Source organism: Legionella rowbothamii, from assembly GCF_900639985.1.
Lineage (GTDB): Bacteria > Pseudomonadota > Gammaproteobacteria > Legionellales > Legionellaceae > Legionella > Legionella rowbothamii.
This window is the reverse complement of record NZ_CAAAIM010000005.1, coordinates 181,380-207,099: the sequence shown is the minus strand read 5'-3', so window position 1 is coordinate 207,099 and position 25,720 is coordinate 181,380. Positions and strand designations below refer to the sequence as shown.

Below are 25,720 nucleotides of genomic sequence, written 5' to 3'. Positions count from 1 at the left end.
GCTTCTAGTTTTTAATCAATTAACATAGAACATTATCCCACCTAAAACCTCTCATCTTTGCGAACAAAAGGAAGCAACCCAGAATTCCCTACTTCGAATTCTTGACTTGCTCCGCCAATTGTTTTTACTTAATCAGGCAACATCTGCATATCTTAAGATTTTTCAATATACTTTCTTTGCTTTCTCACCTTATGTACCGCCAATAAAGTAATAATTAAGCCCGAAAAAGCATAAAGACCAAAACCAATGAAGATAACCCAGGATGGATTTGCAGCAATCGCAACAAATAAAATAATCATTACCAAGACATACAAAAAGGGGACCTTCCCTTTAAAATCGACCTCTTTAAAGCTGTAATAGCGGAAATTAGAAACCATCAATGCCGATGCAACTAAAGACATAATTGCGGTTACAATAGCTACAAACATATTATGCCAGTCATTTTGATAGCATAACCAAGCAAACGATGCCATTACTGCGGCCGAAGGGGGGCAAGGCAATCCCTGAAAATAACGCTTATCTGCAATTTCCAGCTGCGTATTAAAACGCGCCAGTCGTAAGGCAACCGCTGCGGTATAAACAAAGGCAACCAACCACCCTACTTTTCCTAGATGGCTCAGTGACAAATTATACATTAATAAAGACGGAGCAACCCCAAAGGTTACCATATCCGATAAGCTGTCATATTGAGCACCAAATTCAGACTGAGTATTGGTTAAACGGGCAATACGTCCATCCAAACCATCGGCAATCATACCAATAAATATAGCAATAACAGCAGCCTCATACTGCCCTTTCATCGAAGCAACTAATGAATAAAATGCTGCAAATAAACTAGCGGTAGTAAATAAATTCGGTAATAAATAAATACCTGAACGATTATCTTTTTCCATTCTTTGGATCAATCCTCATAAACGTCTCGTTAACAATCACACATGATAGGGATAAAATTCGCTTTTGAAAACACAAATATATTGCAGTAAAGCGAATAAATTTCCATACAGAAATTATCATTTGATGTTATACTTAGCACAGTGTACTTTAATTGAATAGAATTATGGCAGATTCACAAAAGAAAACAATCATTATTGAAGGAATAACCGCTCAAGGGAAGACTTTTCGTCCTAGCGACTGGGCGGAACGCATGAGTGGATCACTCGCAAGCTTTAAAAACAAACGCATCCACTACTCCCCATTATTGCGGCCGAGTGTTAATAGCGATGGATATCAGTGTGTACTTCTTGATCCAAAACTTAAAGAATCCAGCCCGTTACTTTATCAATCCATTATGGACTTCGCCAAAGCAAATAATCTGCGAATTTGTGGTGAGGAAAATTAATTTACACTGAGGCTAATAACTGCCTCCAAATAAAGCTAATACCCCTGGCTTTGCTTAAGAGCAATAGTCCAGCTCGCAATAGAACCCATCATATTATTCATGATCGACACAGTATTATCAAAATTCATTGATAATATTCCCGCGATAATAAATATCAAACCTTTCGGCCCATCTTGAGCCCCTGGTTCACTAGATTGCGCCACAAGAACACAGCCACGAACGAACCATAGCACCCCAGCTGTACGAATTAATAACCCCATGGAACTGTAAATATTTGTAGGATCATAATTGGTATACGTCAAAATATTACCCACACCAAAGGCGGTATTAGCGGCAAGATTAAGTGCCGAAGGTAAGTACAATAAAAGTGCCCCAAAAAGCAAGTACATCATCGGCACAAACATTCTCTCCTGGGATTGAGATTGAGCTCGATGATCCCCTATTTTCATCAGCTTCATAATAGCTGTAATGAAAAACAATACACCCAATAAATACGCCCCCGCTGTAATTAACCGCTGCAGAGGGTATAACGATTTGCTTAGGTTGCCTAAAATGGCTATTAAGTCGATAGTAGTCATGATTTAATTATATGCCTCTAACCCTTGCAATGCATAATTTTTTCCTTATATTAAGCACTTTATATTAAAAGTTGATACATTTATGCAAATAAATACCTTTCCAGTCACCTTAGTACAGTCCGTTATGATTACACCTAAGGTAAAGCATTTTATTTTTAAATGCGAACTCAGCCCTTGCTTTAATTATATACCAGGTCAGTTTATTACCATTCATTTTGAACATGAAGGAAAAATAATAAAGCGTAGTTATAGTATTGCAAATGAACCAAAAAAAGACAACATGATTGAATTTGCTGCCGGTTATTTTGAAAATGGACCAGGAACGCAATTTCTGTACAACTTAAAGCCAGGAGATGTTATCAACATAAATGGGCCATTTGGACGTTTAGTTATGAAAGATGAAGCGCCAGGTCGCTACATTCTGGTGGCAACCAGCACCGGTATTACCCCTTATAGAGCGATGCTTGCAGAGCTTGGTAAGCGTATGGAACAAAATCCTGAATTGCAGGTAGTTATTCTCCAAGGAGTACAACGACGTAAGGAAATCCTCTATGCTGAGGAATTCCGTAATTTTGCCCAAAAATACCCAAAGGCAACATTTATGCCCTACTTAAGCCGTCAGCCTGTTGAAGAACTACAAGAGAATGAACATAACGGCTACGTACAACATGCTTTTCCTACACTGAACTTAAATCCTCAACAGGATGTAGTTTATTTATGTGGAAATCCAGGTATGATCGACGAGTCATTTAATTACTTAAAAGAGCAAGGCTTTGCCATGCAACAAATTATTCGTGAAAAATATATTTCTAGATAACGACCAGGAGCAAATTGATTATGAGCTATGAAGAATTATCAGCCACTATGGAAGACATGTTACAACTAGGCAAAGGTATTTTAGCCGCTGACGAAAGCAATGGAACCATTGGCAAACGTTTTGCCTCTATTAATATTGAAAACAGTGAGCAAAATCGTAGAGATTACCGCTTAATGCTCGCAACGACTCCTGATTTAGGAAAGTACATTAATGGGGTAATCTTATTTGAGGAAACCTTTGAACAAGCTGATGATCATGGCACCCCTATTGCAAAATTATTTGCTGACCAAGGCATTGTTCCCGGAATCAAAGTAGATAAAGGACTTGTTGATTTAGCCAATACCGAAAATGAAAAAGTTACTCAAGGTTTAGATGGCTTAGCTGAACGTTTACTGTACTTCAAAAAATTAGGGGCGCGCTTTGCCAAATGGCGTAACGTTTATTCTATTTCCGATACCACTCCAAGCTTATCGGCAATAAAAACTGGCGCAGAGAACCTGGCACGCTACGCGGCTACCTGCCAATCAGTAGGCATTGTGCCAATTGTAGAACCTGAAATCCTAATGGATGGTGAGCACAGCATTGAGCATTGTGCTGAAGTTTCGGAAATTGTGTTACACGAAGTATTCCATGCGTTATTCATTCACCAAGTTGAATTAGAACACATTATTTTAAAACCCAGCATGGTTACTTGTGGTAAAGCAAACGCTAAATTCAGCGAACCTGATGAAGTTGCAGACTATACCATTGGCGTATTCCGTAATAATGTTCCTGCGGCCGTACCAACCATCAACTTCTTATCCGGTGGACAAACGCCACAACAAGCTACAGCGAACTTAAACGCAATTAATAACATTATTCATCAACCATGGTTACTCAGCTTCTCTTACGGAAGAGCCCTGCAAGAAGATTGCTTAGCAGCATGGGGTGGAAAAAAGGAAAATATCAATAGTGCTCAAGACGCATTATTAAAGCGCGCTCGTTTAAACAGCTTAGCGTGTCTTGGGGATTATCAAAACGATATGGAATAACACTAAAGCGTAAACTGTGTTAGACCATAAAGGTAAACTGGGCTGTGAAGCCCAGCTTACTCGTTACTAACGTTTTTATTGCGACTTCCCTCTTAAATCAATTTCCCATACATCAACCACCTCATTATTCCGAACCATCACAAATTGCTCATAAAGATTAATCGTTGGATCACAATGAGGGACTACCATTTCAATCAAAGTCCCATTGCTTGGCAGCATTCCATTGCCAATGATTTTTCCATGCTCATCGCCAAATCCACCCCAATCATAGGATAAATGAGGATGACTAATAATTCGGGGTTGATACTTAGGATCAAAATAAATAGCTTTCGTACCAGCATCTACCGTAACATGTTCCACTCTATTGCTGCTAATAACCGTACTCAAAAGCGTCATGGCATTTTGAAATTGCCTAAAATGCTTAGGCTCGTCTTTAGAACCTATACACTCATACTGCACATCCATGACCGTATAAGAACCTGGTTGAATTTCCGTCACTTCAGACGCCTTAGGATCAATATCAAAAGTCCCTGTACCCGAACCGGTTAAAATATGCATTTCAGGATAAAACGATTTTAACACACGAAAAATCTCTGAGGCCATTTCCATGGTTTTTAGCGAAAGTTCTTTACGTTCTTGATAGTTCGCAATATGCTGTAAATTTCCAGCATAACATTGAAGCCCGTTCACTCTCAGCCAAGGTTGTTCTTGTAAGAAACGAGCAAAATTCAACGCATTATCAGGATGGACTCCTGTTCGACCAATACCTGGATCAATATCCATTAACACTTGAATAGGTTGATTCAGAGACTGGCCCAGTTGGTTTAAAGCCTCCGCGTTTTGCGGATTATCAAGTACTAAAAGCAACTCTGGTGCTCTTTTTAAACAGAGGGCAAGCTTATTCAGTTTGAATTCAGAGACAATAGGTGAAGTAATTAAAAGATTGGAAATCCCCTGTTCAATTAGGACTTCTGCTTCAGAAAGCTTTGCTGCAGAAATACCAATAGCTCCTTCTGCAATTTGCAGTTTAGCTATTCGCGAACATTTATGTGTCTTACAATGTGGACGCACGGCAACGCCCATCTGTATTGCCAACTTCTGCATCAGACTAATGTTTGCCTCTAGTTTATCCAAATCGATTACTAAGCAAGGAGTATCAATTTTTTCCATGTTCTTAAATCCGCCTTATAATATGGGGCAACCTTGCATCAAAGCTATGATTCATTCTTGTACGGCTTCTATCAACTCAAAACGCGCATAAAGCGGTAAATGATCAGAGAGCATTCGCCAAGGTTTTCCCTGTAAACAAGCGACCTCCTGTACTCGCATACCGCGGAAATAGACTCGATCGACACAAAGCGCCGGGCGAATCGCCGGAAAAGAGCGGGCATGTTGACCTTCTAAGGAAATAAAGGCCTCTTCCACATTTAAATCCTCAGCCAAAGGCTGAGACAACACATTTCGCCAATCATTAAAATCTCCAGCCATAAGCAACGGTTCGTGAGCCGGAACTACTTCTTTAATCCTCTGCATTAAGGCAGTTGATTGTTCCATTCGTTCTCGTTTAAAAAGCCCTAAATGCACGCATAATAAATGAACTACCACTCCATTTACTTCTAGTTGAGCATGCAAAATGCCTCGAGAAGCACGTCGCATGTTTGCTAAATTAATATTCTCTACGTCCTTAAATGCATATTTACTTAAAATTGCATTCCCATGATGCCCTGATTGGTATACTGCATTTTTAGCATAGGCATAATGAGGCCAAATATTTTCGGCGATGTATTCGCATTGCGTAGAATCAGGCCAGGCATCTATTCGTTTTTTACGTTTCCGATGTTCACCCTGAACTTCTTGTAAAAAAACAAAATCAGGATTCAAACTGGTAATTGCTTCACGCATTTTGGGAAGCAAAAAACGAATGGCTCCAACTCCAAAGCCTTTATGGATGTTATATGTTATCAAGGACACGCTGTGCGCTTGTTGCATCAATTCACCATTCCTAACGCGAAACTTTTTCTGTTATTAAATATTAGTTAAAGTTCTTATTAAGCATATCATTAAATTGGATGAAAAAAATACTAACATCATCATTACTTAGACAAAAACTCCTTATTTTTTCACTTTAAAACATCATATTAACCCATCATTCGCTTTTGGTTTATACTTGAATCATGACTTGTCACTTACCTAATAAATATAAAATGCATGAAATTACGCTCACTATTCCAGGATTCTCAATTGCAGCAAAATCATGGGGGAACCCCAAAAATCCCGCAATTCTAGCCTTACATGGCTGGTTGGATAATGCCAACAGTTTTGCCCCGCTTGCTCAATACTTGCAAAATGATTTTTACTTGATTGCCGTGGATTTACCGGGACATGGGCTTTCCTCCCATCTCCCGCCGGGATGTAATTATCATTTTTTTGATGGCATCTTTATTATTATCGAAATAATTAATGCCCTAAAGCTAGAAAAAGTACATTTATTAGGTCATTCAATGGGGGCTTGCATGAGCAGTTTAGTGGCTGGCGTAGCTCCAGAACGATTACATTCCCTTTATCTGATCGAGGCCTTAGGGCCATTTTCATCTCCAGCAAAAACAGCCTGCAGCCAATTAACAAACTACGCCCAGTTTATTAGCCATACTCACCGAGTTCCCAAAGGATATGAGCAATTTGAAAGCGCGGTGTTAACTCGCTCGCAGAAAGGTTATGTCTCTATGGAGATTGCGCGAATTCTTTGTGAGCGTGGTTTAATGAAAAAAGAAGGACGCTTTTATTGGCGTCATGATCGGCGCTTAATCGCCCCTACCCCACTACGCATGACAGAAGAACAAGTACTATCCTGTTTGCAAAATATCAGCACCAAAACTCATTTATTGCTTAGCGATAAAGGGTTTACCTTTGATGAGAAAATTATGGAAAACCGAATTAAGGCCGTGAAAAATCTGAAGGTGCACCAATTAGAAGGCGGACATCATATCCACATGGAGAAACCGGAGCTAATGGGGCAGTTGTTAACTGAATTTTATAAGTGAGTGTTTGGTGCTATCCTGATTTGGTTAGGGTTTAGGGGAAATCTGGTTGCGAACAGCCTAACTAAGCTATTTTAAAGATATTAATTAATAAAAAGGCCTAAGAAGCAAAACACTTCTTAGGCCTTTTTTTGCAAATTAATTAATTGCTCTTATCAGAACAACGAGAGTAATTAATTGCAACTGTTTTTAGTGCGACTTTCACATCATCAATAGAATAACCTAAATCAGATGCAGCATTAATCACCCCACAAGCACCCTCATCAAAAGACGAATAAGGTGTCCAGTAATCCATATTGGCTTTAACCATTACGTCGAAGGCTAAACGAGCATTCCAATTAGGTGTAGTAGACATTAGATAAAATAAACGGTTATATACTCCGCTAGAATAATGAACATCTAAACCACCATAATATTCATCAGCAGAATCAATAGAAGCACCGTCACGACTTGGGAGATCCATATAGCGTAGTGCATCGTAACCACTGTCTTCTTTCATGATCTCACTTCCAATACTCCAAGTATTTTTCCCTACAGAATAATACTCAGCTGCTTGAGCTGCCATGTCAGAGAATGCTTCGTTCATACCACCAGACTGGCCATAGTATTCAAGGTTAGAATGCTGTTCGGTAAAACCATGACTGATTTCATGACCGCCAACCCCAAGAGATACTAATGGATACATCATGGTATCGCCATCACCAAAAGTCATTTGACGACCATCCCAGTAAGCATTTTCATAGCCTTGACCATAATGTACGCGCATTACTAATTGCATTGGGGAACCATCAGACTTAGTCAATGCTTCTACACCATACCAATCGTGGTACATGTGCTTAATTACATAGCCTGCATAAAGAGCATCATTTGTTGGGGATGCAGCGCCATTATCACGATCATAACCATCCGCTTTATAACCAGTCATGTAGGTGCCTGAATCATTGGCTGGACAATCAAACTTCATTGCTTTTGTTTTTGAACTGTACTTATGGAGCATATCAATAACTTTAACATCGGTATTTTCCATGAAGCAGGCCGCAGCACTGTCATCACGAGTTAATTCTAAGTAAGGGAACTCGCCACCATCATACTTGTACTCGCCAACTTTGCGGTTTCCACCAAAACCAAAGCCTTTAGCAGCTGATTTTGCAGTTTTCACATCATTCCATTGTACAAAGGGCTTGTGCGTTTTAGCATCAATAATTGCTGTTGGACGGGCGGGAATTTTATCTTTATAAGTTACAAAAACACTGACTTTATATGCCCAATGTGCTTGATTTTTGTCATCAATATAAACCATTGGAGCGACTTGCTCTTCGCTTAACTCATTCGCTGCGTATTGAGCTTTAAATTGTTCTAAGGCAACAGGAGCATTTTTAACAAAAGAAGCTTCTGGTTGTCCTAATTCAGATTGTAAACCTCGGTAAACAACGCCATTCATTGCTACATTTGCTTGGGCTTGTCCCAGTGATTTTGCTGGATAAACACTATGAAGAATCGCATAGCCACCATGCACAGGAAATCCTGCATAATGTTGCTGCATCCGCACGTGGGTCATTTTGTTGCGATCGGTATGTTCTTTTATAAAACTTAAACTGTCAGTGGCAACAGAAGCGCCTTGAGTAGCCAGCGTAAACTTTTGTTTTAATTGAGCAATTGATACCTGATTTAAAGGCATTGGCTCTGCAGCGCGCACAGGTGAAGCGATTCCTAAAGCCAAAGCAACGGCTAAAGGGGACAAATAGTAATTATGATGCATAAATTAACTCCTTGAATTGCAACTCTACTACATATAAACGTAACTCTCCTTCCAAACCAATAATCGTCCTGAAAATTCAAGCCATGGAATAACTTGTTAGCTTCGAGGGCGAGTCACACCGAAAAAGTTATAAATCCTAAAAAACGTCACCACATTCATGGCGAACAAATATACTTTTTTAGGTATACATACCGCTACAGCTCAACAAACTCATCCAAGCTAGCACAGTTTTATTATTTTTGAAATTACTAAAATGCATTTGTGTTTAATTAAGAAAGACTTACAACCCGCCTCATTTAGGCCTTATGCTGGAAAAATTAAACTAACGTGCGGAGAACATGCCGAGATCCTCTTAGATATAGACAATTACGTAAAGATAGGGCAAAATTTGCCAAAAATTATTCTATAATTACGGAATGATGAAAAAAATCCTGGTCTTACATGGGCCCAATCTAAATCTTCTGGGAACAAGAGAACCCCATATCTATGGCGCTCTCTCGTTAGATCAGATCAATTCTCGTTTAACTCAAGAAGCAACTCGCGCAGGGGTAGCGCTATCTTGCTATCAAAGCAATTCTGAAGGAGAGTTAATCAATGTGATTCAACAAGCCGTTGGTGACAAAATTGATTACATTATATTCAATCCCGCAGGTTATACCCATACCAGTGTCGCCTTGCGAGATGCACTAAGTGCAGTTGCCATACCGTTTATTGAAGTCCACCTTAGTAATATTTATTCCCGCGAAGCTTTTCGTCATCACTCATACTTCTCTGATATTGCCCAAGGCACCATCAGTGGGTTGGGTGCCCAAGGGTATTCGCTTGCATTAACCTCAATTATCGAAGAATTAGAGAGAACCAAATAATGGATATTCGTAAAATAAAAAAACTAATCGAATTATTAGAAGAAACCGGTATTTCTGAAATTGAAATCAAAGAAGGTGAGGAGTCTTTAAGACTAAGTCGTTACAGTAATGCTCCTGTTGAAGCACCTGCTGTTCATTATATTTCTGCTCCAGCCCCTCGTGTTGAAGCAAGCGCTCCTGTTGCAAGCGCTCCCGCAGCAGCTATACCAGAAAACAAACCTGCTGCCTCGATCAGTTCAGGACATAAAGTACGCTCGCCTATGGTAGGGACTCTATACTCTTCTCCATCACCTGAAAGCCCTCCTTTTGTGACTGTTGGCCAGTCAGTAAAAGTTGGAGATGTATTATGTATTGTTGAAGCAATGAAAATGTTCAACGAAATTGAAGCCGACCGCGCAGGTAAGGTTGTTGAAATATTGGTAGCAAATGGCGAACCGGTTGAATATGACCAAGTCTTGTTTGTTATTGAATAAGAGGTGCACTAATGCTCAGTAAAATTGTTATCGCCAACCGTGGCGAAATTGCGCTTCGTATTTTGCGTGCCTGTAAAGAGCTTGGCATTCAAACAGTCGCCGTGCATTCTGATGTAGACAAAGATCTACTGCATGTTCGACTTGCGGATGAAACCGTATGTATCGGCCCTGCTCCAGCACAAAAAAGCTACCTTAATATTCCTGCGATTATTTCTGCTGCTGAAATCACCGATGCCGTAGCCATACATCCTGGCTATGGATTTTTATCGGAAAATGCCGATTTTGCAGATATTGTCGAACAAAGTGGATTTAAATTTATTGGTCCTCGCGGGGATACAATTCGAATGATGGGCGATAAAGTATCCGCCATTCATGCAATGAAAGCGGCTGGTGTACCCTGTGTTCCCGGCTCTGATGGTCCTTTAACCGATGATGAGCAACATAACCTCGAAATTGGCCGTAAAATTGGTTACCCAGTGATTATTAAAGCTGCTGGCGGCGGTGGTGGACGGGGAATGCGTGTTGTCCATAGCGAGTCTAATTTGTTAACCGCCATTGCCTTAACACGAAGTGAGGCTAAAGCAGCGTTCAATAATGCCACCGTTTATATGGAAAAATTTCTGGAAAACCCTCGCCACGTTGAGTTTCAAGTACTTGGTGATGGTAAAGGAAAAGCGATTCACTTAGGTGAGCGCGACTGTTCCATGCAACGGCGTCACCAAAAAGTAGTCGAAGAAGCTCCTGCTCCGGGCATCAGTCCTGAATTGCGCAAAGAAATTGGCACTGCAGTAATTAAAGCCTGTGAAAAATTGCAATATCGTGGCGCTGGAACTTTTGAATTCTTATATCAAGATGGTTGTTTTTATTTCATTGAAATGAATACACGTATCCAAGTAGAACATCCAGTCACCGAAATGATTACTGGTATTGATTTAATTAAAGAACAAATCAAAATTGCTAGCGACATTCCAATGACTCTAACGCAGGATGACATTACGCTTCGCGGACATGCAATCGAATGTCGAATCAATGCCGAAGATGCTAAGACCTTTATGCCATCTCCAGGAATGATCAAATTACTACATCAGCCAGGTGGGCCAGGAATTCGTTTTGATTCGCATATTTACAGTAGCTATACCGTGCCACCTAATTATGATTCCATGATAGGGAAACTCATAAGTTATGGAGCTACACGAGCAGAAGCTATTGCTCGAATGCGCAATGCCTTGGATGAAATTATTATCGATGGCATAAAAACGAATATTGAATTGCATCAACGTATTCTCCACGACCAATCATTTGTTGCTGGTGGTACAAATATTCATTATCTGGAAAAAATGTTGAAAGGTTAATATTGTGTGGTTTCAATTAAAGATAGAACATTGCCCTGTTGAGCAAATAGAGCAATTAAGTGAAGAATTGGAAGAGTTTGGTGCGCTGTCCGTCATGCTCACCGATAAAAACGATAACCCAGTTCTTGAGCCTGAACCAGGAACGACTCCTTTATGGCCTGAGGTAATCATTCAGGCCTTATTTCCTGAGGCTATTCAGGCGCAGTATACCCGTGATCAATTAATGCAAATGCATCCTAAATTAGCCTTAAAGCTAGAAATCCTGGAGGATAGGGATTGGGAGCGAGCCTGGATGGATGACTTTAAACCGCAGCGTTTCGGCCAACGTTTATGGATTTGTCCTACGTGGTCAACTCCACCAGAACCTGAAGCAGTTAATCTGATGCTCGACCCCGGTCTTGCCTTTGGAACTGGTACTCATCCGACAACCTCCTTATGTTTAACTTGGCTAGAACAAGCCGCCTTGCAGCAAAAATCGATTATTGATTATGGTTGCGGCTCAGGCATTTTGTCTTTAGCTTCGTTAAAATTAGGAGCAAGGGAAGTCTATGCAGTAGATATTGATCAACAAGCCTTACAAGCAACGCAAAATAATGCACAGACTAATGGCCTTGATACGAATAAACTCCTCATCAGCTTTCCTGAGGAACTGGGTAATCCGGTGGATTTAATTATTGCAAACATCCTATTAGCCCCCTTAATGATGCTCAAAGATCGTTTCCAACAATTACTGCAACCTGAAGGACTGCTGGTTGTGTCTGGAATACTGCAAGAACAAGCACCTCTGCTTATCGAGGCCTATACGCATCTATTTATGCTGGTACGTCAAGAAAACCTTGATGGCTGGTCATTATTAGTTTTTGCGCGTAAGTGAAAAACAGAAACGAAGCCCCTTCTCCGAGGGTAGGTTGGGCCTATGGCCCAACATAAGTTTCTGAGGTGGCTTAAGGCCCTTGTTGGGCCTTGGGCCCAACCTACAATTTATTTATAAATAGTCTCCCAGCTCAGGCAGCGAAGCCTTATTCAGACTCAGCTCCCCCGATTGAGGGCTCGAGGTTAATGAGCTGGACCATTACCACCACCTTTATCAGTACCAATCCCTTGCGTATTTCCTCCATTTCCCAAACCATCATTGTCGCCAGGAGCACTACTTGGAGTAGGGTTAGGGTTAGGGTTAGGGTTAGGGTTAGGGTTAGGGTTAGGGTTAGGGTTAGGGTTAGGGTTAGAAGGTGGATTAGTGCTCATTCCAGTGCCATTATTGTTTTTATAGGTTCCACTGCCACTGACATCGCCACAAGTTGCATAAGTTGAGTAAAAAAGGCCTGCTCCTAAACAGAGTAACAAGATTTTCTTCATTATTGTCTCCTTACATTGCATTTACAATCCAGTATGTACTTATTGTAGACAAATAATACGGGAAAGTTTATCTCTGTATCATTATTTTACTCTTAACTCGCGCACACCTAGATCTACGCCATTGATGCAAAAAATTATCTAGTAGCTTGATAATCCTAAATAAACACTCCAAAATAAAGAATTAATGTTATTTGTCCCAGGAGTAAAGGAATGACCCACGACAGAGAGTTTAGTGATTTAATGCATGCTGTAGCCAAAAAAAGCTTACAGATTATTAATGACATCCAGCAAAAACCGCTTGATGTGTCATCCTTGATTGATCAATACATTGACCTAACAGAGCACTTTCAAAATGTGATGTCGGTTATGTTAAAAAACCCCGAAAAAATATGGGAGATGCAGTTAACCTATTGGGAAGATGCGATGAATCTGGCACAGACCCAATTTGCTCATTGGCTTGAAGGAAAATCGATGCCAATCACTGATTCTCGTTTCAGTGGGGAAGATTGGCTACATAACCCATTTTTTAACTTGTTAAGCCAGCACTATCTTTTAGCAACTCAGCATATGAATAATTTATTTGAAAAAATGGAGTATTCAGATAAAAATACCGCCAAACGCATTAAATTTTTTACGAAACAATATTTAGATGCGCTCTCTCCAGCAAACTTTGTGCATACGAATCCACAATTAATGGATGAAACGCTAAAAAGCCACGGCAAAAACCTACTGCATGGATTACATAATCTACTTTCTGACGTAGAAGTTGGCTCCTCACGCCTAATGATTAAAATGACAGATGTCGATGCATTCAAGATTGGCAAGAATCTGGCAGTTACTCCTGGAAAAGTAGTATTCAGAAATGAAATGATAGAACTCATCCAGTATACGCCTACAACCGATAAGGTTAAATCCATACCGCTGTTAGTTATCCCTCCCTGGATTAACAAATACTATATCCTAGACTTAAGCCCCCATAACTCATTTATTCGCTGGGCTGTAGAGCAAGGCATCACCGTATTTATTATTTCCTGGATTAATCCTGACTCAAGTTTTGCACATAAAAGTTTATATGATTATTTAAGCGAAGGACCACAGGAAGCAATTAAAGTCATCAAGGAACAAATGCAGGTACCTCAAGTCAATACCTTAGGATTCTGTATTGGTGGAACCCTCTTATCGCTGCTTCTCGCTTATAATAAAGCCCATAAAGACGATTCGATTCATAGCGCGACTTTCTTAGCAGCTATGATTGATTTCAGCGACCCGGGTGATATTTCTGTATTTATTGATGAGCAGCAAATTGCCAAACTGGAAAATGAAATGAAGGCTAAAGGCTATTTGGCCGGAAAATTTATGGCCTCCAGCTTTAACTCCTTAAGAGCCAATGACTTGGTGTGGTCGTTTTTTATTAAGAATTACTTACGTGGGCAAAATCCAGTCCCCTTTGATATTTTATACTGGAACTCCGACTCCACCAACATGCCAGCAACCATGCATTCTCAATATTTAAGGTGGATGTATTTGCATAATAATCTATCGCAGCCGAACAAAATACATCTGAATCATACACCAATCGATGTGCGTACTATTGATGTGCCGACATTTTTCCTCTCAACTGAAAAAGATCATATTGCTCCTTGGAAAACAACCTATATTGGCTATCAATTGATGAGCGGACCCAAACGTTTTGTTTTAGGTGGTTCAGGACACATAGCCGGGATCATTAATCCACCAACAGCCACCAAATATGGCTATAAGGTTAATCATCATGCACCATCGACCCCAGAAGAGTGGCTAGCGCACGCAACCGAGCATGGAGGTTCCTGGTGGCCAGAATGGATGGACTGGTTAAAAGCACATTCAGGAAAACTAATTCCAGCCCCTGTCTTTGAGAAATTGAAACATCTACCCATTATGGACGCTCCAGGAAGTTATGTGTTAAAGAAATAGTTATTGTCGTAGACTACTCTCACAAGCCCTGAATGGCTCAATGTTACCTGGCTAGGATCTGGACTATGTGGGTAGCTAAGAGATCGAATTACCGCCACTTGAGCGGTAATTCGTGAAGTGTCATTAGTGGAATACAACCCAGCCACAATGATTATAACGAGGGAGTTTCTTCTAGCTGTTTTTCTAAAGTAATGTAATCAATTTTTCCTGACGCCAATACAGGTATCTTCGCTGCAGGATAAATTTGGTATGGGATCAGCAGTTCAGAATAACTCAACTCTTGAACCTTCTTAATGAAGCTTGTCTTGTCTGCATCAGTTGCCTCACTAAATAATAAAATCTGCTCCCCTTTTTTAGCGCATTTTCTAGAAACCGCAGCATGTAATAGCTCGGGCCAAATAGATGCGGCAATTCCCTCAACCGCAGTCAAAGAAACCATTTCACCCGCTAGTTTTGCAAAGCGTTTAGCCCGTCCAGAAATCGTAATAAAATCCTCTTCATCCATGGTGACAATATCCCCAGTATCATGCCAACCATCTTGGGGCCCATTAATCATCCCGGGCTTTTCCGAAGACAAATAACCTTGCATGACATTCGGACCACGTAAGAACAAACGCCCTCCTTCGGCAATCCCATCCACAGGCTCAATACGGCGCTCCATAAACGGTAACATCATACCAACACTACCTGGAACATGAGCCAAAGGACAATTCATCGAAATCACTGGGGATGCTTCTGTAGCACCATAACCTTCATAAACTTTCACCCCAAAATTATCACTCCAGTAGCGCATAGTTTCGGGTTTTACCTTTTCAGCACCGGCAAAAATATAACGTATACTACTAAAATCATGTCGTTCGGCAGCCCGAGCATAACCCGTTAAAAAGGTATCTGTACCAAACATAATAGTTGCTCCAGATTGATACACTAGGCCTGGAATAATTTTGTAATGCAAAGGAGAAGGATAAAAGAAGCAACTTACCCCAGTCACTAAAGGAAGGACCGCCCCCGCAGTTAACCCAAAACAATGGAAAATGGGCAATGCATTAAAAAATAAGTCACGCGATGAAAAATCAACACGAGAGGTTAATTGCCAACAATTCGCGAGTATATTGGAATGGCTTAAAACCACTCCCTTAGGAACTCCTTCGGACCCGGAAGTAAACAAAATTACTCCCGTCTGCTCTGGAGTCACGGGCTCACCTATCAACTGATAAGCCCATATGGGAAACATTCCCTTAACTAAACCTGAGAGCTTATGACCCAAATTAATTTTTGATTTAAAATCTTCTAAGAAATGTATTTTTAACCCCGCATTTTGTAACTCATCAACTAAAGCCTCTAATTTAGCAGTAGCCACAAATTGTCTTGAAGTATATATTTTTTTTATCCCAGCAGAATGGCATGCAGAAAATAAATTATAAAAACCCATGCTGAAATTTAACATAGCAGGAAGACGGCGATATGCATGCAATGCAAAAAAGGTCACCATCCCCGCAATGGTAGTAGGCATTAGAACCCCTACATGCTCTCCCGTGGTTGTTTGCTTTTTAATTTGCCGCCCTAAAATAAAACAGCGCGCCAGAAATTGGCGATAACTCAACGGCGTGCGATTCGAATCCTCAATGGTTGCCTTGCGTTTAATTCCTAAATTAGCTCCATCAATTAAGGCACGGAATAAAGACTGTGGATGAAAACTGTTCGCAAAAGTTAATTCACTAATCAAGCGAAATAAACGCAAGCTGACAGTTGCCCTGTCCACCGACTTGTCTTTAAGGCGCAGATAAGCAGGTGCCGGTAATACATGCAGGGTTATTTTAGGACGTGCTTGAATTCGATGCTTGTCCGTACTAATAGAAAATATACTGTGCTGCGCCCCATCAATACGGATAGGAATCACAGTAGCTTTTGCCTTTTTTAAGATCAAGCCTGGGCCATCAAAAACCCGGAGACTTTCTTCTTGCAGTCCAATTCCTTGAGGAAAAATAACACACCGCTTTCCAGCACGAATTGCTTTAACTAAAGCTCTGGCTGCCTGTGCTCGGGTTGAGTCTACGGCGATGACATCCGTAAAAAGAGTCATCATTTTCATCCAGAACCAACCTGTAGCATGTGGATGTAACGCAACGGTGAGGCGTTCCGGTAATAACATAGCGAGTAATAATAAATCAATTTTTGATGTTCGATTAGCAATAATCACTGAATTGGGTTCAGGGTGGTATTCTCCTTGCAAACTTACTCGAAACCAGTGAGTTAATATTGCTTTAATCCACTGCTGGGCACGTTGCTTTAGTCTTTCTTTCCAGGCGACTTGTTCCATATCTATTGTCTCTAAATAAAAAAATTCGCCCCGGTTATACCCAATCAATCTTAATTTTGCAAGATTGTCACCCCATAAGGTATGTAATAGATTGTGTTCTTATAGCGAAATTCAGTAATATGGCAGATTTCCTCGATAAACTGAAAATCTATTGAAAGGAGTCTTAATTAATTGACCGAAATTCGTCCTGCAAAATTTGTTTATATTGCCTTAGCATTAACATTATTTAGTTCTACTGCATTCTTTTTTCATAAATACGCTCCCCAAATTATCTCGTTCGTTGAGCAGTTAGGATGGCTTGCTCCTGTGCTTTTTATCATCATCTATTGTCTTGCCACCATTCTGTTTGTCCCTACCATGGTCATTACATTAGCTGGAGGTGCTCTTTTTGGCCCCATTTTAGGCACCTTACTCAATTTACTCGGCGCAACTTGGGGAGCAGCCTGTTCATTTCTAATTACCCGATACTTTAGTGAAAATTGGCTGTCTAAAAATAAAAACGGCAATGTGATGAAATTCGTTCGGGGTGTAGAACAAAAAGGATGGATATCCGTTGCTGTATTGCGACTATTCCCTATTGTTCCCTTTAACCTTGTCAATTACGGTTTAGGAATGACAGGAATAAGATTTCGCACCTATTTATTCACTACGTTTATTTTTTTGATTCCGCCGGAAATTATTTACACTTATTTTGGCTATGCCGGCATGGATGTTTTATTACAGCAAGGATCTATTTATCGCAACAGCGGCATTATTATTTCGGGCATTGCGGTACTAGTTCTGTGTTTATGTAAACTAGGAGTGCTAAAAATTAATAGCATTTCGTTCAACCAATCAAAAACGCCGTTAACTGCTCAATCAGCGGATGATTCAGTACAAAATCAGTCCCAGCCAGAGAACGAATCACTTGAAGCCCCTGCAAAGAATTTGTAATAAAAACTGCATCAGCCGCGCCGATCCGGGCTTGGGTTAACGATTGTTCATGACAAGGGATATTTTGTTGCCTACAGAAGGCAAGAATTCGGGAACGAGTAATACCGGGTAAAACACCATCCGTCAATGGAGGGGTAAATAACGTGTGCTGTTTAATAATGAATAAATTGGCACAAGTGGTTTCCATTGCATGATGTTCTGAATTAAAAAACAAGGCATCATCTGCACCTGCTGCAAGCGCTTGACGTCGCGCCAAAATCGCTTCTAAATAATTGACTGATTTTACCTTATAGATTGGATTTGCAGGATCCCTCAACCAAGGGGCCGAAACTAAACGTAAAGGATGGGTTTGTGCGGTAAATTGAAAGCTTTGCAACACCAGTTGGCTGTGCTGCCCATGTTGAGTCAAACCACGGGGCGCGCTCCCGCCACTTAAAATGGCTTTAATTCCCCCATTAACTAGCTGATCTTGTTGAATTTTTTGCACTAGACACTGCAACCAATGTTCATAGGGAAGAGTAAAAGAAACGCCTAACTGCTGCGCGGAACTATTCAGCCGTTGCCAGTGTAAATCAGCCCAGCACGGTTTGCCATGTACTACTTTAAGGGTCTCAAACAATCCTTCCCCTAAGAGAATGCGATCATCTGCAGCAAACACCTTACTCTTCTCCTCCTCCATGAACACGTGGGTATGCATAATCTGGGTTCTGTCTAATAGTCTCCAAAATCATCTAATTCATCTCGCAAACGCTTTTCATCCAACATTTGCTCTAAACGTCGGCGCGCATCAAGATCTTTTGGATTCGCATTTTCAATTTCTGGATCAATATCCAAATCCTCTTCGATGTCAAACTCTTCAGCTACTTCGCTCGTAGCATCATCATCATTTTCTTCAAACAAATCACTCATAACGTTCTCTCAATGATTTATTAATATGCCTAATCGGGTAAAACCGAAACGGGTATATACCTTATTTTTTTTTCTTTGCCTAGGGTTTTAGACAGTTTAATTTGTAGGTGCATTGCGATAAAAACAATATTTGTGCTACAAGCATTCAATCTTACTAAAAGAGCAACAGCTTTTATTTCGCATCTGAGTAGCAATAATAAAACGCATTAATTTCATAGCCGTATTCCATTAGCTTAATCACTTGAACTTTGACAATAAAAAAATGATAATTTAATAAGAACATATAGACATCTATATAAATATGGCGGACCAAGTAAAAAAAGCATTAAGAGATACCATGAAACAAATACGCTCTAAAATATCTGTTTCGTATCGCTCCACATCCTCCAATCAAGTGTGTACTCGTATACGTTCTTTGGATCAATACCGACATGCAAAACGTATTGCTTTGTATTTTGCTGTGAATGGTGAAATTGATTTAGGCGGAATTTGGAGTACAGCTCCCTTACAGGGAAAATTTTGCTATTTCCCCGCAATCAATGAAAAAGATTTAACTCTTTCATTTCTACCAGCAACTCCGGTAACGCCTTTTAAAAAGAATCGCTATGGCATTCCTGAACCTGATGTGAGTCATGATTTAGCAATACCAGCAGAAGAGTTGGATTTAATTTTGATGCCTTTAGTTGCCTTCGACGTTCGTTGTACTCGCTTGGGAATGGGTGCAGGATATTACGACAGAACATTCAAAGACAAAACAAATTGCACTTTGTTTGGAGTGGCCTATCAATTTCAGCGGGTGAATTTTATTCAGCCACACCCCTGGGATATTCCTCTTGATGCAGTGATTACTCAACGGGCGATTTATTGGCGTAATCCGGCATAGCCAATAATCCTGTCATCGCGAGGAACCTAGAGACGAGCACCCTAGAAGTACGAAGCACGGAACGCCTAGGCTCGCAATAACGACCGTTTATTAAAGCATTTTTATAACTAACTTAACGCATCTGCCCCAATCTCCCCCGTTCGCACCCGTACAACTTGCTGCAAGTCATAAACAAAAATCTTACCATCACCAATTTTCCCCGTATAAGCAGATTTACAAATTGCCTCGATCGCCGCCTCAACCATATCATCAGGCAAAGCCAGTTCAATTTTGATCTTAGGGAGAAAGTCCACGACGTATTCGGCTCCGCGATATAATTCCGTATGCCCCTTTTGCCGTCCAAACCCACGTGTTTCAGAAATAGTAATGCCAGGTACATTGATATCCATTAATGCTTCATGCACATCATCCAGTTTAAATGGTTTAATAATCGCTGTAATCATTTTCATAATATATTCCGTATACTTTTTTTAGGTTGATACTTTTGTTAGACTCGTTACAAATATAATAAAGGAGTGAACATGTTCGACCCCAAACAATTTGACGATTTAGCGAAAAAACTTTTCGCAGCACTTCCTCCAAGTCTACAAAACATTGAAAAAGACATCCAACAAAAATTTAAAGAAGTATTACATGCCGCGTTTACGCATATGGATCTAGTCACTCGAGAAGAATTTGACGTACAAACTAAAGTATTAACTCGTACACGCGAAAAATTAGATCATCTCCAAGAACAGGTGAATGAATTGATGGGGCATCGAGAGAAAAAGAAAAAAGAAAAATAAAAACCTAGAGCCTAATTCATTTTGACCAAGGTAGTAGAAATGAACTAAGCCCGATAAAAGTCCAACCCGATTAACAAGGAAATTAATCCACATGAATCTTGCATTTGCAAAAACACGCAGTACCGTGGGTATACTGGCGCACCCGGTATCCGTAGAAGTCCATTTATCAAATGGTATGCCTAGCTTCGCCATTGTAGGTCTTGCCGAAACCGCAATCAAAGAAAGTAAAGACCGAGTACGCTCAGCCATTATCAACAGCCAATTCGAATTTCCCTGTCGAAAAATCACCGTCAATTTAGGACCCGCGGATCTCCCCAAAACAGGCAGTGGTTTTGATTTGCCCATCGCCTTAGGTATCCTTGCTGCCTCGAATCAAATCCCCCAACAAAATTTATTGCACCATGAATTTATTGGAGAGTTAGCGTTAAGCGGAGAGCTTCGTGGTATTTCAGCGATTATTCCTGCCGTCTTAGCCGCACATAAAAGTAATAACCATTTAATTATTGCCAATGCTAATGCAATCGAGGCATCATTAACAGGGCATCAAAATATCAGCACTGCGAGCAACTTACGTGAAGTGTGTGGCTATCTATGTCAAGGAACCCCTTTGCATTCCTTACCTCCGCGTCCAGAACAAAATACTCCCCAATCAGAACTAGACTGGTCCGAAATAAAAGGGCAGTTTCATGCCAAAAAGGCTATGGAAATTGCTGCTGCCGGTGGGCATAGTATTTTATTAAGCGGAGCCCCCGGGAGTGGGAAAACCATGTTGGCCAAACGCTTTAATACGTTATTACCTCAGCTTTCAGAAACCGAAGCTTTAGAATGTGCAGCAATTAACTCTATTCGTGGCAAGCTGCCCAATTTTACTGAATGGCAATCGCCCCCCTTTCGCGCTCCTCACCATACAGCCTCCCCTGTCGCTTTAGTAGGTGGCGGCAATCCACCAAAACCCGGAGAAATATCCCTAGCTCATAATGGGGTATTATTTTTAGATGAGTTGCCTGAATTTAACCGCCATGTCTTAGAAACCCTAAGACAACCTTTAGAATCGGGAACAATTTGCATTTCAAGAGCTGCGGCCCAAGTAGAGTTTCCTGCAAATTTTCAATTGCTCGCAGCCATGAATCCTTGCCCTTGTGGGCAATGGGGGAATACCCAAGCGGACTGTTTATGTAGCCCAGATCGCATAAATCGCTACTTAGGCAAACTATCAGCCCCACTTTTAGACCGTATCGACATGCAAATCAACATTCAAGCTTTAACTCAGGAAGAGCTGATTAAACCCAATACCAATCCGGAAAAGCAAAGCGTACGAATTCGGGAGCAAGTGATCCAAATACGCGCAGTACAGATGGAACGACAAAATTGCCTTAATGCCAATTTAAGTGCTAAAGCCTGTGAACAAGTATCCAACATTGGTGTTAAGGAACAAGAATTCCTCAGCCGAGTAATGAGCCAGCTCAAATTATCTGCTCGTGGCTATCATCGTTTACTGAAAGTGGCCCGAACGATTGCGGATGTGGATAGGAGTAGCTCTGTAAATTTAGCGCATTTGCAACAAGCTTTGTCCTTTAAGCATAGCGTGCAAAAGCCTAAATAACAGACGTTTCTTTAATTGACAGTGTTATCTCATTATATTTAAATCAGTGCGATTTATAGGAGTTTTAAAATATGGAAATTCGCCCCCAATTGCTGGAGTGATTAGTCCTTCTAGGTTGGGCTTAACAGCCCAACCTAGAAGGAGCCTTACTTTCCAGCAAGGGCATCAAAAATGGCCATGCGCGCAAACACCCCATTTTGAACCTGACGCAGAATAAAGGAATAAGCGCCATCAGCTACATCGCTATCAATTTCAATACCCCGATTCATGGGTCCTGGATGCATCACCATCACATCGGACTTAGCCAGAACCAAGCTTTGCTGAGTTAATGCAAAGTCGTGACGATACTGAGCCAAGTCCATCTGATCATCGGCTAGTAAGCGCTCACGTTGCACACGCAGGCACATCACCACATCAGCATCTGCCAATCCTTCACGAATATTTGTAGTAACTCGGCCATAATGCAAGGTTTGTGGTTGCCAAAGCTCTGGGGCGATTAAAACCAGCTCTCCGACCCCTAAAGCCTTAGACATACATTGAAAAGAGTTAGCAACACGCGAATGACGGACGTTTCCCAAAATCGCAATTTTTAGTTGCTCTAATTTTGGTTTTTGCTCTAAAATCGTCATCATATCAAGTAGTGCCTGGCTTGGATGAGCATGAGTGCCGTCCCCAGCATTAATTATACGCACATCATTACCTACCTTCTGGGCCAAACTTTGTTGTAAACCATCTTGCTGATGGCGAATCACAAAATGACAAATTCCCATTGCCGCAAGTGTTTTAATCGTATCCTCAATCACCTCACCTTTAGTTTCTGAGGAACTTTGTAGATCCAAATTAATTACTCGCATTGATAAATGATTTGCAGCTAATTCAAAGCTGACGCGAGTCCTCGTGCTATTTTCATAAAATAAATTAGCCACAGTATGTTGCTGATACGAAGGATAATTTTTTTGTTGTTTAAAGAAAAAAGCGCGTTGTAATAAAGATTCGATTTGTTGACGAGATAATTGACTAATTTCTAGAAAATGCTTCATAAAACCTCATTCAGGATGTTGCAGCCACTGCTCGAGTATAACACAGGCAGCAATGCTATCCACCTCGGTTTGCTTGATTTTACGATACCCACCCTGTTCAAATAGTTGTCCTCGAGCTTCTACTGTAGAAAGTCGCTCATCGACTAAGTGCACCGGCAGAGCAAAACGTTTACGTAATTGTTTCGCAAAGCGTCGTGCAGCAGAGGTGGTATAGAGTGAACTACCATCAATACAAGTAGGAATCCCTACAATCAATGCTTGAGGATTCCACTGGGAAATCACTTTTTCCACAGCCCCCCAGTCAGGAACGCCCATCTGTGCACGCAGTGTGGCTAAAGGAGATGCACTGCAGGTCAATCGCTGCCCCACAGCCATACCAATGCGTTTGTAACCAAAATCAAAAGCTAAATATACACCATCAGGCATGACCAGAATTTGCACTCAGTTGATTCATTTTGATGCCCAAAGTTAATCCGGCATACTCCCAACGATCCTCAAAAGGAACCTCGTAGAGAAGTTCTGAACGATATGGACAAACTAACCATAGATTATTCAAAATTTCTTTTTCCAATTGATTATCCACCCAACCACTGTATCCTAAAGTAACCAAAACATCTTTGGGTCCCTTATCGTCAGCAATCGCGCGAATAATATCATTGGACGTCGTTACCGTCACGTCCTCTTGTAAAAACAAACTAGAACGCCATTCGCCCAACTCCTTATGCACCACAAAACCACGCTCGGGCTGTACTGGTCCCCCAAACATTAAAGGCAAGTGGCTTTGCTCAACGCGTATAGGCTCAATATCCAACTGCTCAAAAACTAAAGATAAAGAAAATTGCATCGGACGATTAATAATTAAACCTACAGACCCTTCCTCCCGATGTTCACAAAGGTAAATTACTGTTTTTTCAAAATTTGGATCGTGTAGTGAAGGCATCGCGATCAACAAATGGTTTGCCAAAGAGTTTATTGTTGTCATACTGCCTCCTCAAAAAGAGCAGCTGTCTATTTTAATTATATACTATAAACAACGTGCCTATTTACTAATCACCAGGTATCTACTGCATTTGATTTTTTATTTGGTGCAGCAGGATTTTGACCCATAATAGTAACCTTAATATACAACGTTGATTGCTGTGCAAAAGTATTACCAGCGGAAAAAGACCTCGACGAATTATCGGTTTGTTGTGCACCCTCAGGACTGCCTAAAGAAACCCATTTATTGAGAGGGATCATCAATTTAGTATCGATTTTTTGATTATCAAATTGTTGCCCACCTGCAGGATTCATTTGCTCGCGTAAGCGGCGCACGGATAATTCAACTTGCGAGCCACGCAAAACAGGCTGAACCAAAATTCCATTTTTAATCTGATGCTGCTCATAAGAAACTCCTGTGCCATAAAAGCCCGCACCTACAGAAGTAACAATTGGCACCTCCTGATTCATAGTCACCAAAGCGGACTCACCATTCATTACGCGAACCGATTGGCTTTGTAACATTTGCGATTGGGTCTGAGTACTGTAAGTGACTGAATTATCATTCTGAGAGCTAAGCCATTGAGGGTCGCCTTGATAAACTGAAACATTAAAAGTGACTGGTGGCACGTCAATCTGGTGCAATATCGTTCTGAGTTGTGTTAACGTTTTTGCATCCACCTTTACCACGAGTGTTTGTCCAGTGCCACTAAGCGCCTCCCCTTCAGGCATCAAGGGTTCCATTAATTTAATTACTTTTTCTGCCGGGATGTACTGCAACTGAATAACTTTTGTAATTAATCCTTGAGCAAATACATTATTTACGAAAAAAAATACGCCAATTAGCCATACCCGTTTCATGGTCAAACTCCCTGTAAACATGATTTATTTTTTTGAGCGGCAATGCATATCCAAATATGCATAAAAACACTTAATATTTTCAATTGTAGCATCAATATCTAGAATGAATGGTTTTGTTCCTATAAAAGTTTGGGTATACTTCAACAAAATCTTCTTACCGAGATCACTATGGGTAGCATTTTTAACATGTTTGGTCCTTCTCCAATAAGGCCAATAGAACAACACATGCGTAAAGTACATCAATGTGCAAAACAGCTATACCCATTTTTTGAAGCTGTATTAAAAAAAGATTGGCCTACCGCAACCAGCATTAAAGAAAAAATAGTGTCGCTGGAAAAAGAAGCCGACCTCATTAAACGAGATCTACGTCTACATTTACCAACCGGCTTATTCTTACCGGTCTCACGTACTGATTTACTTGAGTTACTTAGTGCTCAAGACAGCATAGCTAACAAAGCAGAGGATATTGCTAATATTATCATCAGCAGAAGGATGATAATTCCTGAAGCGTTGAAATCACTATTCATGCCCTTTTTACATCGATGTTTGGATGCATCCAAACAAGCATGTAACGCCATTAATGAACTCGATGAGTTGCTGGAAACGGGGTTTAGAGGTTCTGAAGTTAAAATCGTTGAAGAGATGATTATGACCCTCTACGAAATAGAACATGACAGCGATGAACGACTTGCAGAAGTCAGACATCGTATTTTTGAAATCGAAAAAGATTTATCGGCAATCGATACAATCTTCCTCTATAAAGTGGTCCAGTGGATCGATGACTTGGCTGATAACGCTCAAACAGTGGGTAGTCGGCTACAAATTCTAATTGCTCGGTAGTAAATT

The 25,720-nt window shown here is 40.7% G+C and carries 28 protein-coding genes; 14 read left to right on the top strand and 14 right to left on the bottom strand.

Annotated features, from left to right (window positions below; translation table 11 throughout):
* Positions 1–152 precede the first annotated feature (152 nt).
* Positions 153–893 (bottom strand): CDP-diacylglycerol--serine O-phosphatidyltransferase, encoded by a 741-nt coding sequence (gene pssA, locus E1P08_RS10465; RefSeq protein ID WP_133136963.1) that lies wholly within the window; start codon positions 891–893, stop codon positions 153–155.
* 164 nt (positions 894–1,057) lie between these two features.
* Between pssA and E1P08_RS10460 the strand changes: the two genes are divergently transcribed.
* Positions 1,058–1,339 (top strand): DUF3579 domain-containing protein, encoded by a 282-nt coding sequence (locus E1P08_RS10460; RefSeq protein ID WP_133136962.1) that lies wholly within the window; start codon positions 1,058–1,060, stop codon positions 1,337–1,339.
* A 35-nt stretch (positions 1,340–1,374) separates the two neighbouring features.
* Here E1P08_RS10460 and E1P08_RS10455 read toward each other — a convergent pair whose 3' ends face one another.
* Positions 1,375–1,917 carry a type IV secretion protein IcmC gene (locus tag E1P08_RS10455; protein WP_133136961.1) on the bottom strand — a complete coding sequence of 181 codons (543 nt, stop codon included), beginning with the start codon at positions 1,915–1,917 and terminating at the stop codon, positions 1,375–1,377.
* Positions 1,918–1,999: 82 nt separating this feature from the next.
* Here E1P08_RS10455 and E1P08_RS10450 point away from each other — a divergent pair, with 82 nt between their 5' ends.
* Complete coding sequence (locus tag E1P08_RS10450) at positions 2,000–2,734, top strand: ferredoxin--NADP reductase (protein WP_133136960.1); 735 nt, start codon at positions 2,000–2,002, stop codon at positions 2,732–2,734.
* Positions 2,735–2,754: 20 nt separating this feature from the next.
* Entirely contained in the window at positions 2,755–3,765 is a 1,011-nt protein-coding gene (locus E1P08_RS10445; RefSeq protein ID WP_133136959.1) for a class I fructose-bisphosphate aldolase, read from the top strand.
* Positions 3,766–3,840: 75 nt separating this feature from the next.
* On the opposite strand, the gene E1P08_RS10440 is transcribed toward E1P08_RS10445, so the two are convergent.
* Positions 3,841–4,935, bottom strand: coding sequence for a DSD1 family PLP-dependent enzyme (locus E1P08_RS10440; RefSeq protein ID WP_133136958.1), 1,095 nt, complete (start codon positions 4,933–4,935; stop codon positions 3,841–3,843).
* Between the two features lie 51 nt (positions 4,936–4,986).
* Complete coding sequence (locus tag E1P08_RS10435; RefSeq protein ID WP_133137032.1) at positions 4,987–5,754, bottom strand: endonuclease/exonuclease/phosphatase family protein; 768 nt, start codon at positions 5,752–5,754, stop codon at positions 4,987–4,989.
* A 215-nt stretch (positions 5,755–5,969) separates the two neighbouring features.
* Between E1P08_RS10435 and E1P08_RS10430 the strand changes: the two genes are divergently transcribed.
* The gene (locus tag E1P08_RS10430) at positions 5,970–6,806 is read left to right on the top strand and encodes an alpha/beta fold hydrolase (protein ID WP_133136957.1); all 837 of its coding nucleotides are present in this window, start codon (positions 5,970–5,972) and stop codon (positions 6,804–6,806) included.
* A 139-nt stretch (positions 6,807–6,945) separates the two neighbouring features.
* On the opposite strand, the gene proA is transcribed toward E1P08_RS10430, so the two are convergent.
* Positions 6,946–8,562, bottom strand: coding sequence for a zinc metalloprotease ProA (gene proA, locus E1P08_RS10425; protein ID WP_133136956.1), 1,617 nt, complete (start codon positions 8,560–8,562; stop codon positions 6,946–6,948).
* A gap of 419 nt (positions 8,563–8,981) precedes the next feature.
* On the opposite strand from proA, the gene aroQ reads away from it, so the two are divergent.
* The 4 genes from aroQ to prmA are packed head-to-tail and all read left to right on the top strand — an operon-like array spanning position 8,982 to position 12,127.
* A complete protein-coding gene (gene aroQ / locus E1P08_RS10420; RefSeq protein ID WP_133137031.1) occupies positions 8,982–9,428 on the top strand; it encodes a type II 3-dehydroquinate dehydratase in 447 nt (148 codons plus the stop codon).
* Positions 9,428–9,901, top strand: a complete 474-nt coding sequence (gene accB, locus E1P08_RS10415; RefSeq protein WP_133136955.1) for an acetyl-CoA carboxylase biotin carboxyl carrier protein — start codon at positions 9,428–9,430, stop codon at positions 9,899–9,901. The genes aroQ and accB overlap by 1 nt, the downstream gene beginning before the upstream one ends.
* Positions 9,902–9,912: 11 nt before the next feature.
* Positions 9,913–11,253, top strand: coding sequence for an acetyl-CoA carboxylase biotin carboxylase subunit (gene accC / locus E1P08_RS10410; RefSeq protein ID WP_133136954.1), 1,341 nt, complete (start codon positions 9,913–9,915; stop codon positions 11,251–11,253).
* A 4-nt stretch (positions 11,254–11,257) separates the two neighbouring features.
* Positions 11,258–12,127 carry a 50S ribosomal protein L11 methyltransferase gene (prmA, locus tag E1P08_RS10405; protein ID WP_133136953.1) on the top strand — a complete coding sequence of 290 codons (870 nt, stop codon included), beginning with the start codon at positions 11,258–11,260 and terminating at the stop codon, positions 12,125–12,127.
* A gap of 182 nt (positions 12,128–12,309) precedes the next feature.
* Here prmA and E1P08_RS17180 read toward each other — a convergent pair whose 3' ends face one another.
* A complete protein-coding gene (locus E1P08_RS17180) occupies positions 12,310–12,609 on the bottom strand; it encodes a hypothetical protein (protein ID WP_165485150.1) in 300 nt (99 codons plus the stop codon).
* A 210-nt stretch (positions 12,610–12,819) separates the two neighbouring features.
* On the opposite strand from E1P08_RS17180, the gene E1P08_RS10400 reads away from it, so the two are divergent.
* Complete coding sequence (locus tag E1P08_RS10400; RefSeq protein ID WP_133136952.1) at positions 12,820–14,562, top strand: PHA/PHB synthase family protein; 1,743 nt, start codon at positions 12,820–12,822, stop codon at positions 14,560–14,562.
* A gap of 151 nt (positions 14,563–14,713) precedes the next feature.
* On the opposite strand, the gene E1P08_RS10395 is transcribed toward E1P08_RS10400, so the two are convergent.
* Positions 14,714–16,882, bottom strand: a complete 2,169-nt coding sequence (locus E1P08_RS10395) for an AMP-binding protein (RefSeq protein ID WP_133136951.1) — start codon at positions 16,880–16,882, stop codon at positions 14,714–14,716.
* 171 nt (positions 16,883–17,053) lie between these two features.
* Between E1P08_RS10395 and E1P08_RS10390 the strand changes: the two genes are divergently transcribed.
* Positions 17,054–17,815 carry a TVP38/TMEM64 family protein gene (locus E1P08_RS10390; RefSeq protein WP_133136950.1) on the top strand — a complete coding sequence of 254 codons (762 nt, stop codon included), beginning with the start codon at positions 17,054–17,056 and terminating at the stop codon, positions 17,813–17,815.
* Here E1P08_RS10390 and E1P08_RS10385 read toward each other — a convergent pair.
* Positions 17,709–18,512, bottom strand: a complete 804-nt coding sequence (locus E1P08_RS10385) for an aminotransferase class IV (protein ID WP_165485149.1) — start codon at positions 18,510–18,512, stop codon at positions 17,709–17,711. The two genes, E1P08_RS10390 and E1P08_RS10385, sit on opposite strands and share 107 nt — an antisense overlap.
* Before the next feature lie 14 nt (positions 18,513–18,526).
* Positions 18,527–18,724, bottom strand: a complete 198-nt coding sequence (locus E1P08_RS10380; protein WP_133136949.1) for a PA3496 family putative envelope integrity protein — start codon at positions 18,722–18,724, stop codon at positions 18,527–18,529.
* Positions 18,725–19,025: 301 nt separating this feature from the next.
* On the opposite strand from E1P08_RS10380, the gene E1P08_RS10375 reads away from it, so the two are divergent.
* Entirely contained in the window at positions 19,026–19,607 is a 582-nt protein-coding gene (locus E1P08_RS10375; RefSeq protein WP_133136948.1) for a 5-formyltetrahydrofolate cyclo-ligase, read from the top strand.
* Between the two features lie 107 nt (positions 19,608–19,714).
* Here the strand turns inward: E1P08_RS10375 and E1P08_RS10370 are convergent, their stop codons facing one another.
* Positions 19,715–20,056: a P-II family nitrogen regulator gene (locus E1P08_RS10370; protein WP_058533172.1), complete on the bottom strand. Its 342-nt coding sequence runs from the start codon at positions 20,054–20,056 to the stop codon at positions 19,715–19,717.
* A gap of 72 nt (positions 20,057–20,128) precedes the next feature.
* Between E1P08_RS10370 and ubiK the strand changes: the two genes are divergently transcribed.
* Both ubiK and E1P08_RS10360 read left to right on the top strand, forming a co-directional pair.
* Entirely contained in the window at positions 20,129–20,392 is a 264-nt protein-coding gene (gene ubiK, locus E1P08_RS10365) for a ubiquinone biosynthesis accessory factor UbiK (protein ID WP_133136947.1), read from the top strand.
* A gap of 91 nt (positions 20,393–20,483) precedes the next feature.
* A complete protein-coding gene (locus tag E1P08_RS10360) occupies positions 20,484–21,995 on the top strand; it encodes a YifB family Mg chelatase-like AAA ATPase (RefSeq protein ID WP_133136946.1) in 1,512 nt (503 codons plus the stop codon).
* A gap of 146 nt (positions 21,996–22,141) precedes the next feature.
* Here the strand turns inward: E1P08_RS10360 and E1P08_RS10355 are convergent, their stop codons facing one another.
* The 4 genes from E1P08_RS10355 to E1P08_RS10340 form a co-directional block, all read right to left on the bottom strand.
* Complete coding sequence (locus E1P08_RS10355) at positions 22,142–23,035, bottom strand: aspartate carbamoyltransferase catalytic subunit (RefSeq protein WP_133136945.1); 894 nt, start codon at positions 23,033–23,035, stop codon at positions 22,142–22,144.
* Positions 23,036–23,041: 6 nt separating this feature from the next.
* On the bottom strand, positions 23,042–23,461 hold the full coding sequence (gene ruvX, locus E1P08_RS10350) for a Holliday junction resolvase RuvX (protein WP_165485148.1): 420 nt from the start codon (positions 23,459–23,461) through the stop codon (positions 23,042–23,044).
* Positions 23,454–24,017: a YqgE/AlgH family protein gene (locus E1P08_RS10345; protein ID WP_133136944.1), complete on the bottom strand. Its 564-nt coding sequence runs from the start codon at positions 24,015–24,017 to the stop codon at positions 23,454–23,456. Before E1P08_RS10345 ends, ruvX begins: the two co-directional genes overlap by 8 nt.
* Before the next feature lie 68 nt (positions 24,018–24,085).
* Positions 24,086–24,874 (bottom strand): type II/III secretion system protein, encoded by a 789-nt coding sequence (locus tag E1P08_RS10340; RefSeq protein ID WP_133136943.1) that lies wholly within the window; start codon positions 24,872–24,874, stop codon positions 24,086–24,088.
* A gap of 168 nt (positions 24,875–25,042) precedes the next feature.
* Here E1P08_RS10340 and E1P08_RS10335 point away from each other — a divergent pair, with 168 nt between their 5' ends.
* Positions 25,043–25,714 (top strand): TIGR00153 family protein, encoded by a 672-nt coding sequence (locus E1P08_RS10335; RefSeq protein WP_133136942.1) that lies wholly within the window; start codon positions 25,043–25,045, stop codon positions 25,712–25,714.
* Positions 25,715–25,720 lie beyond the last annotated feature (6 nt).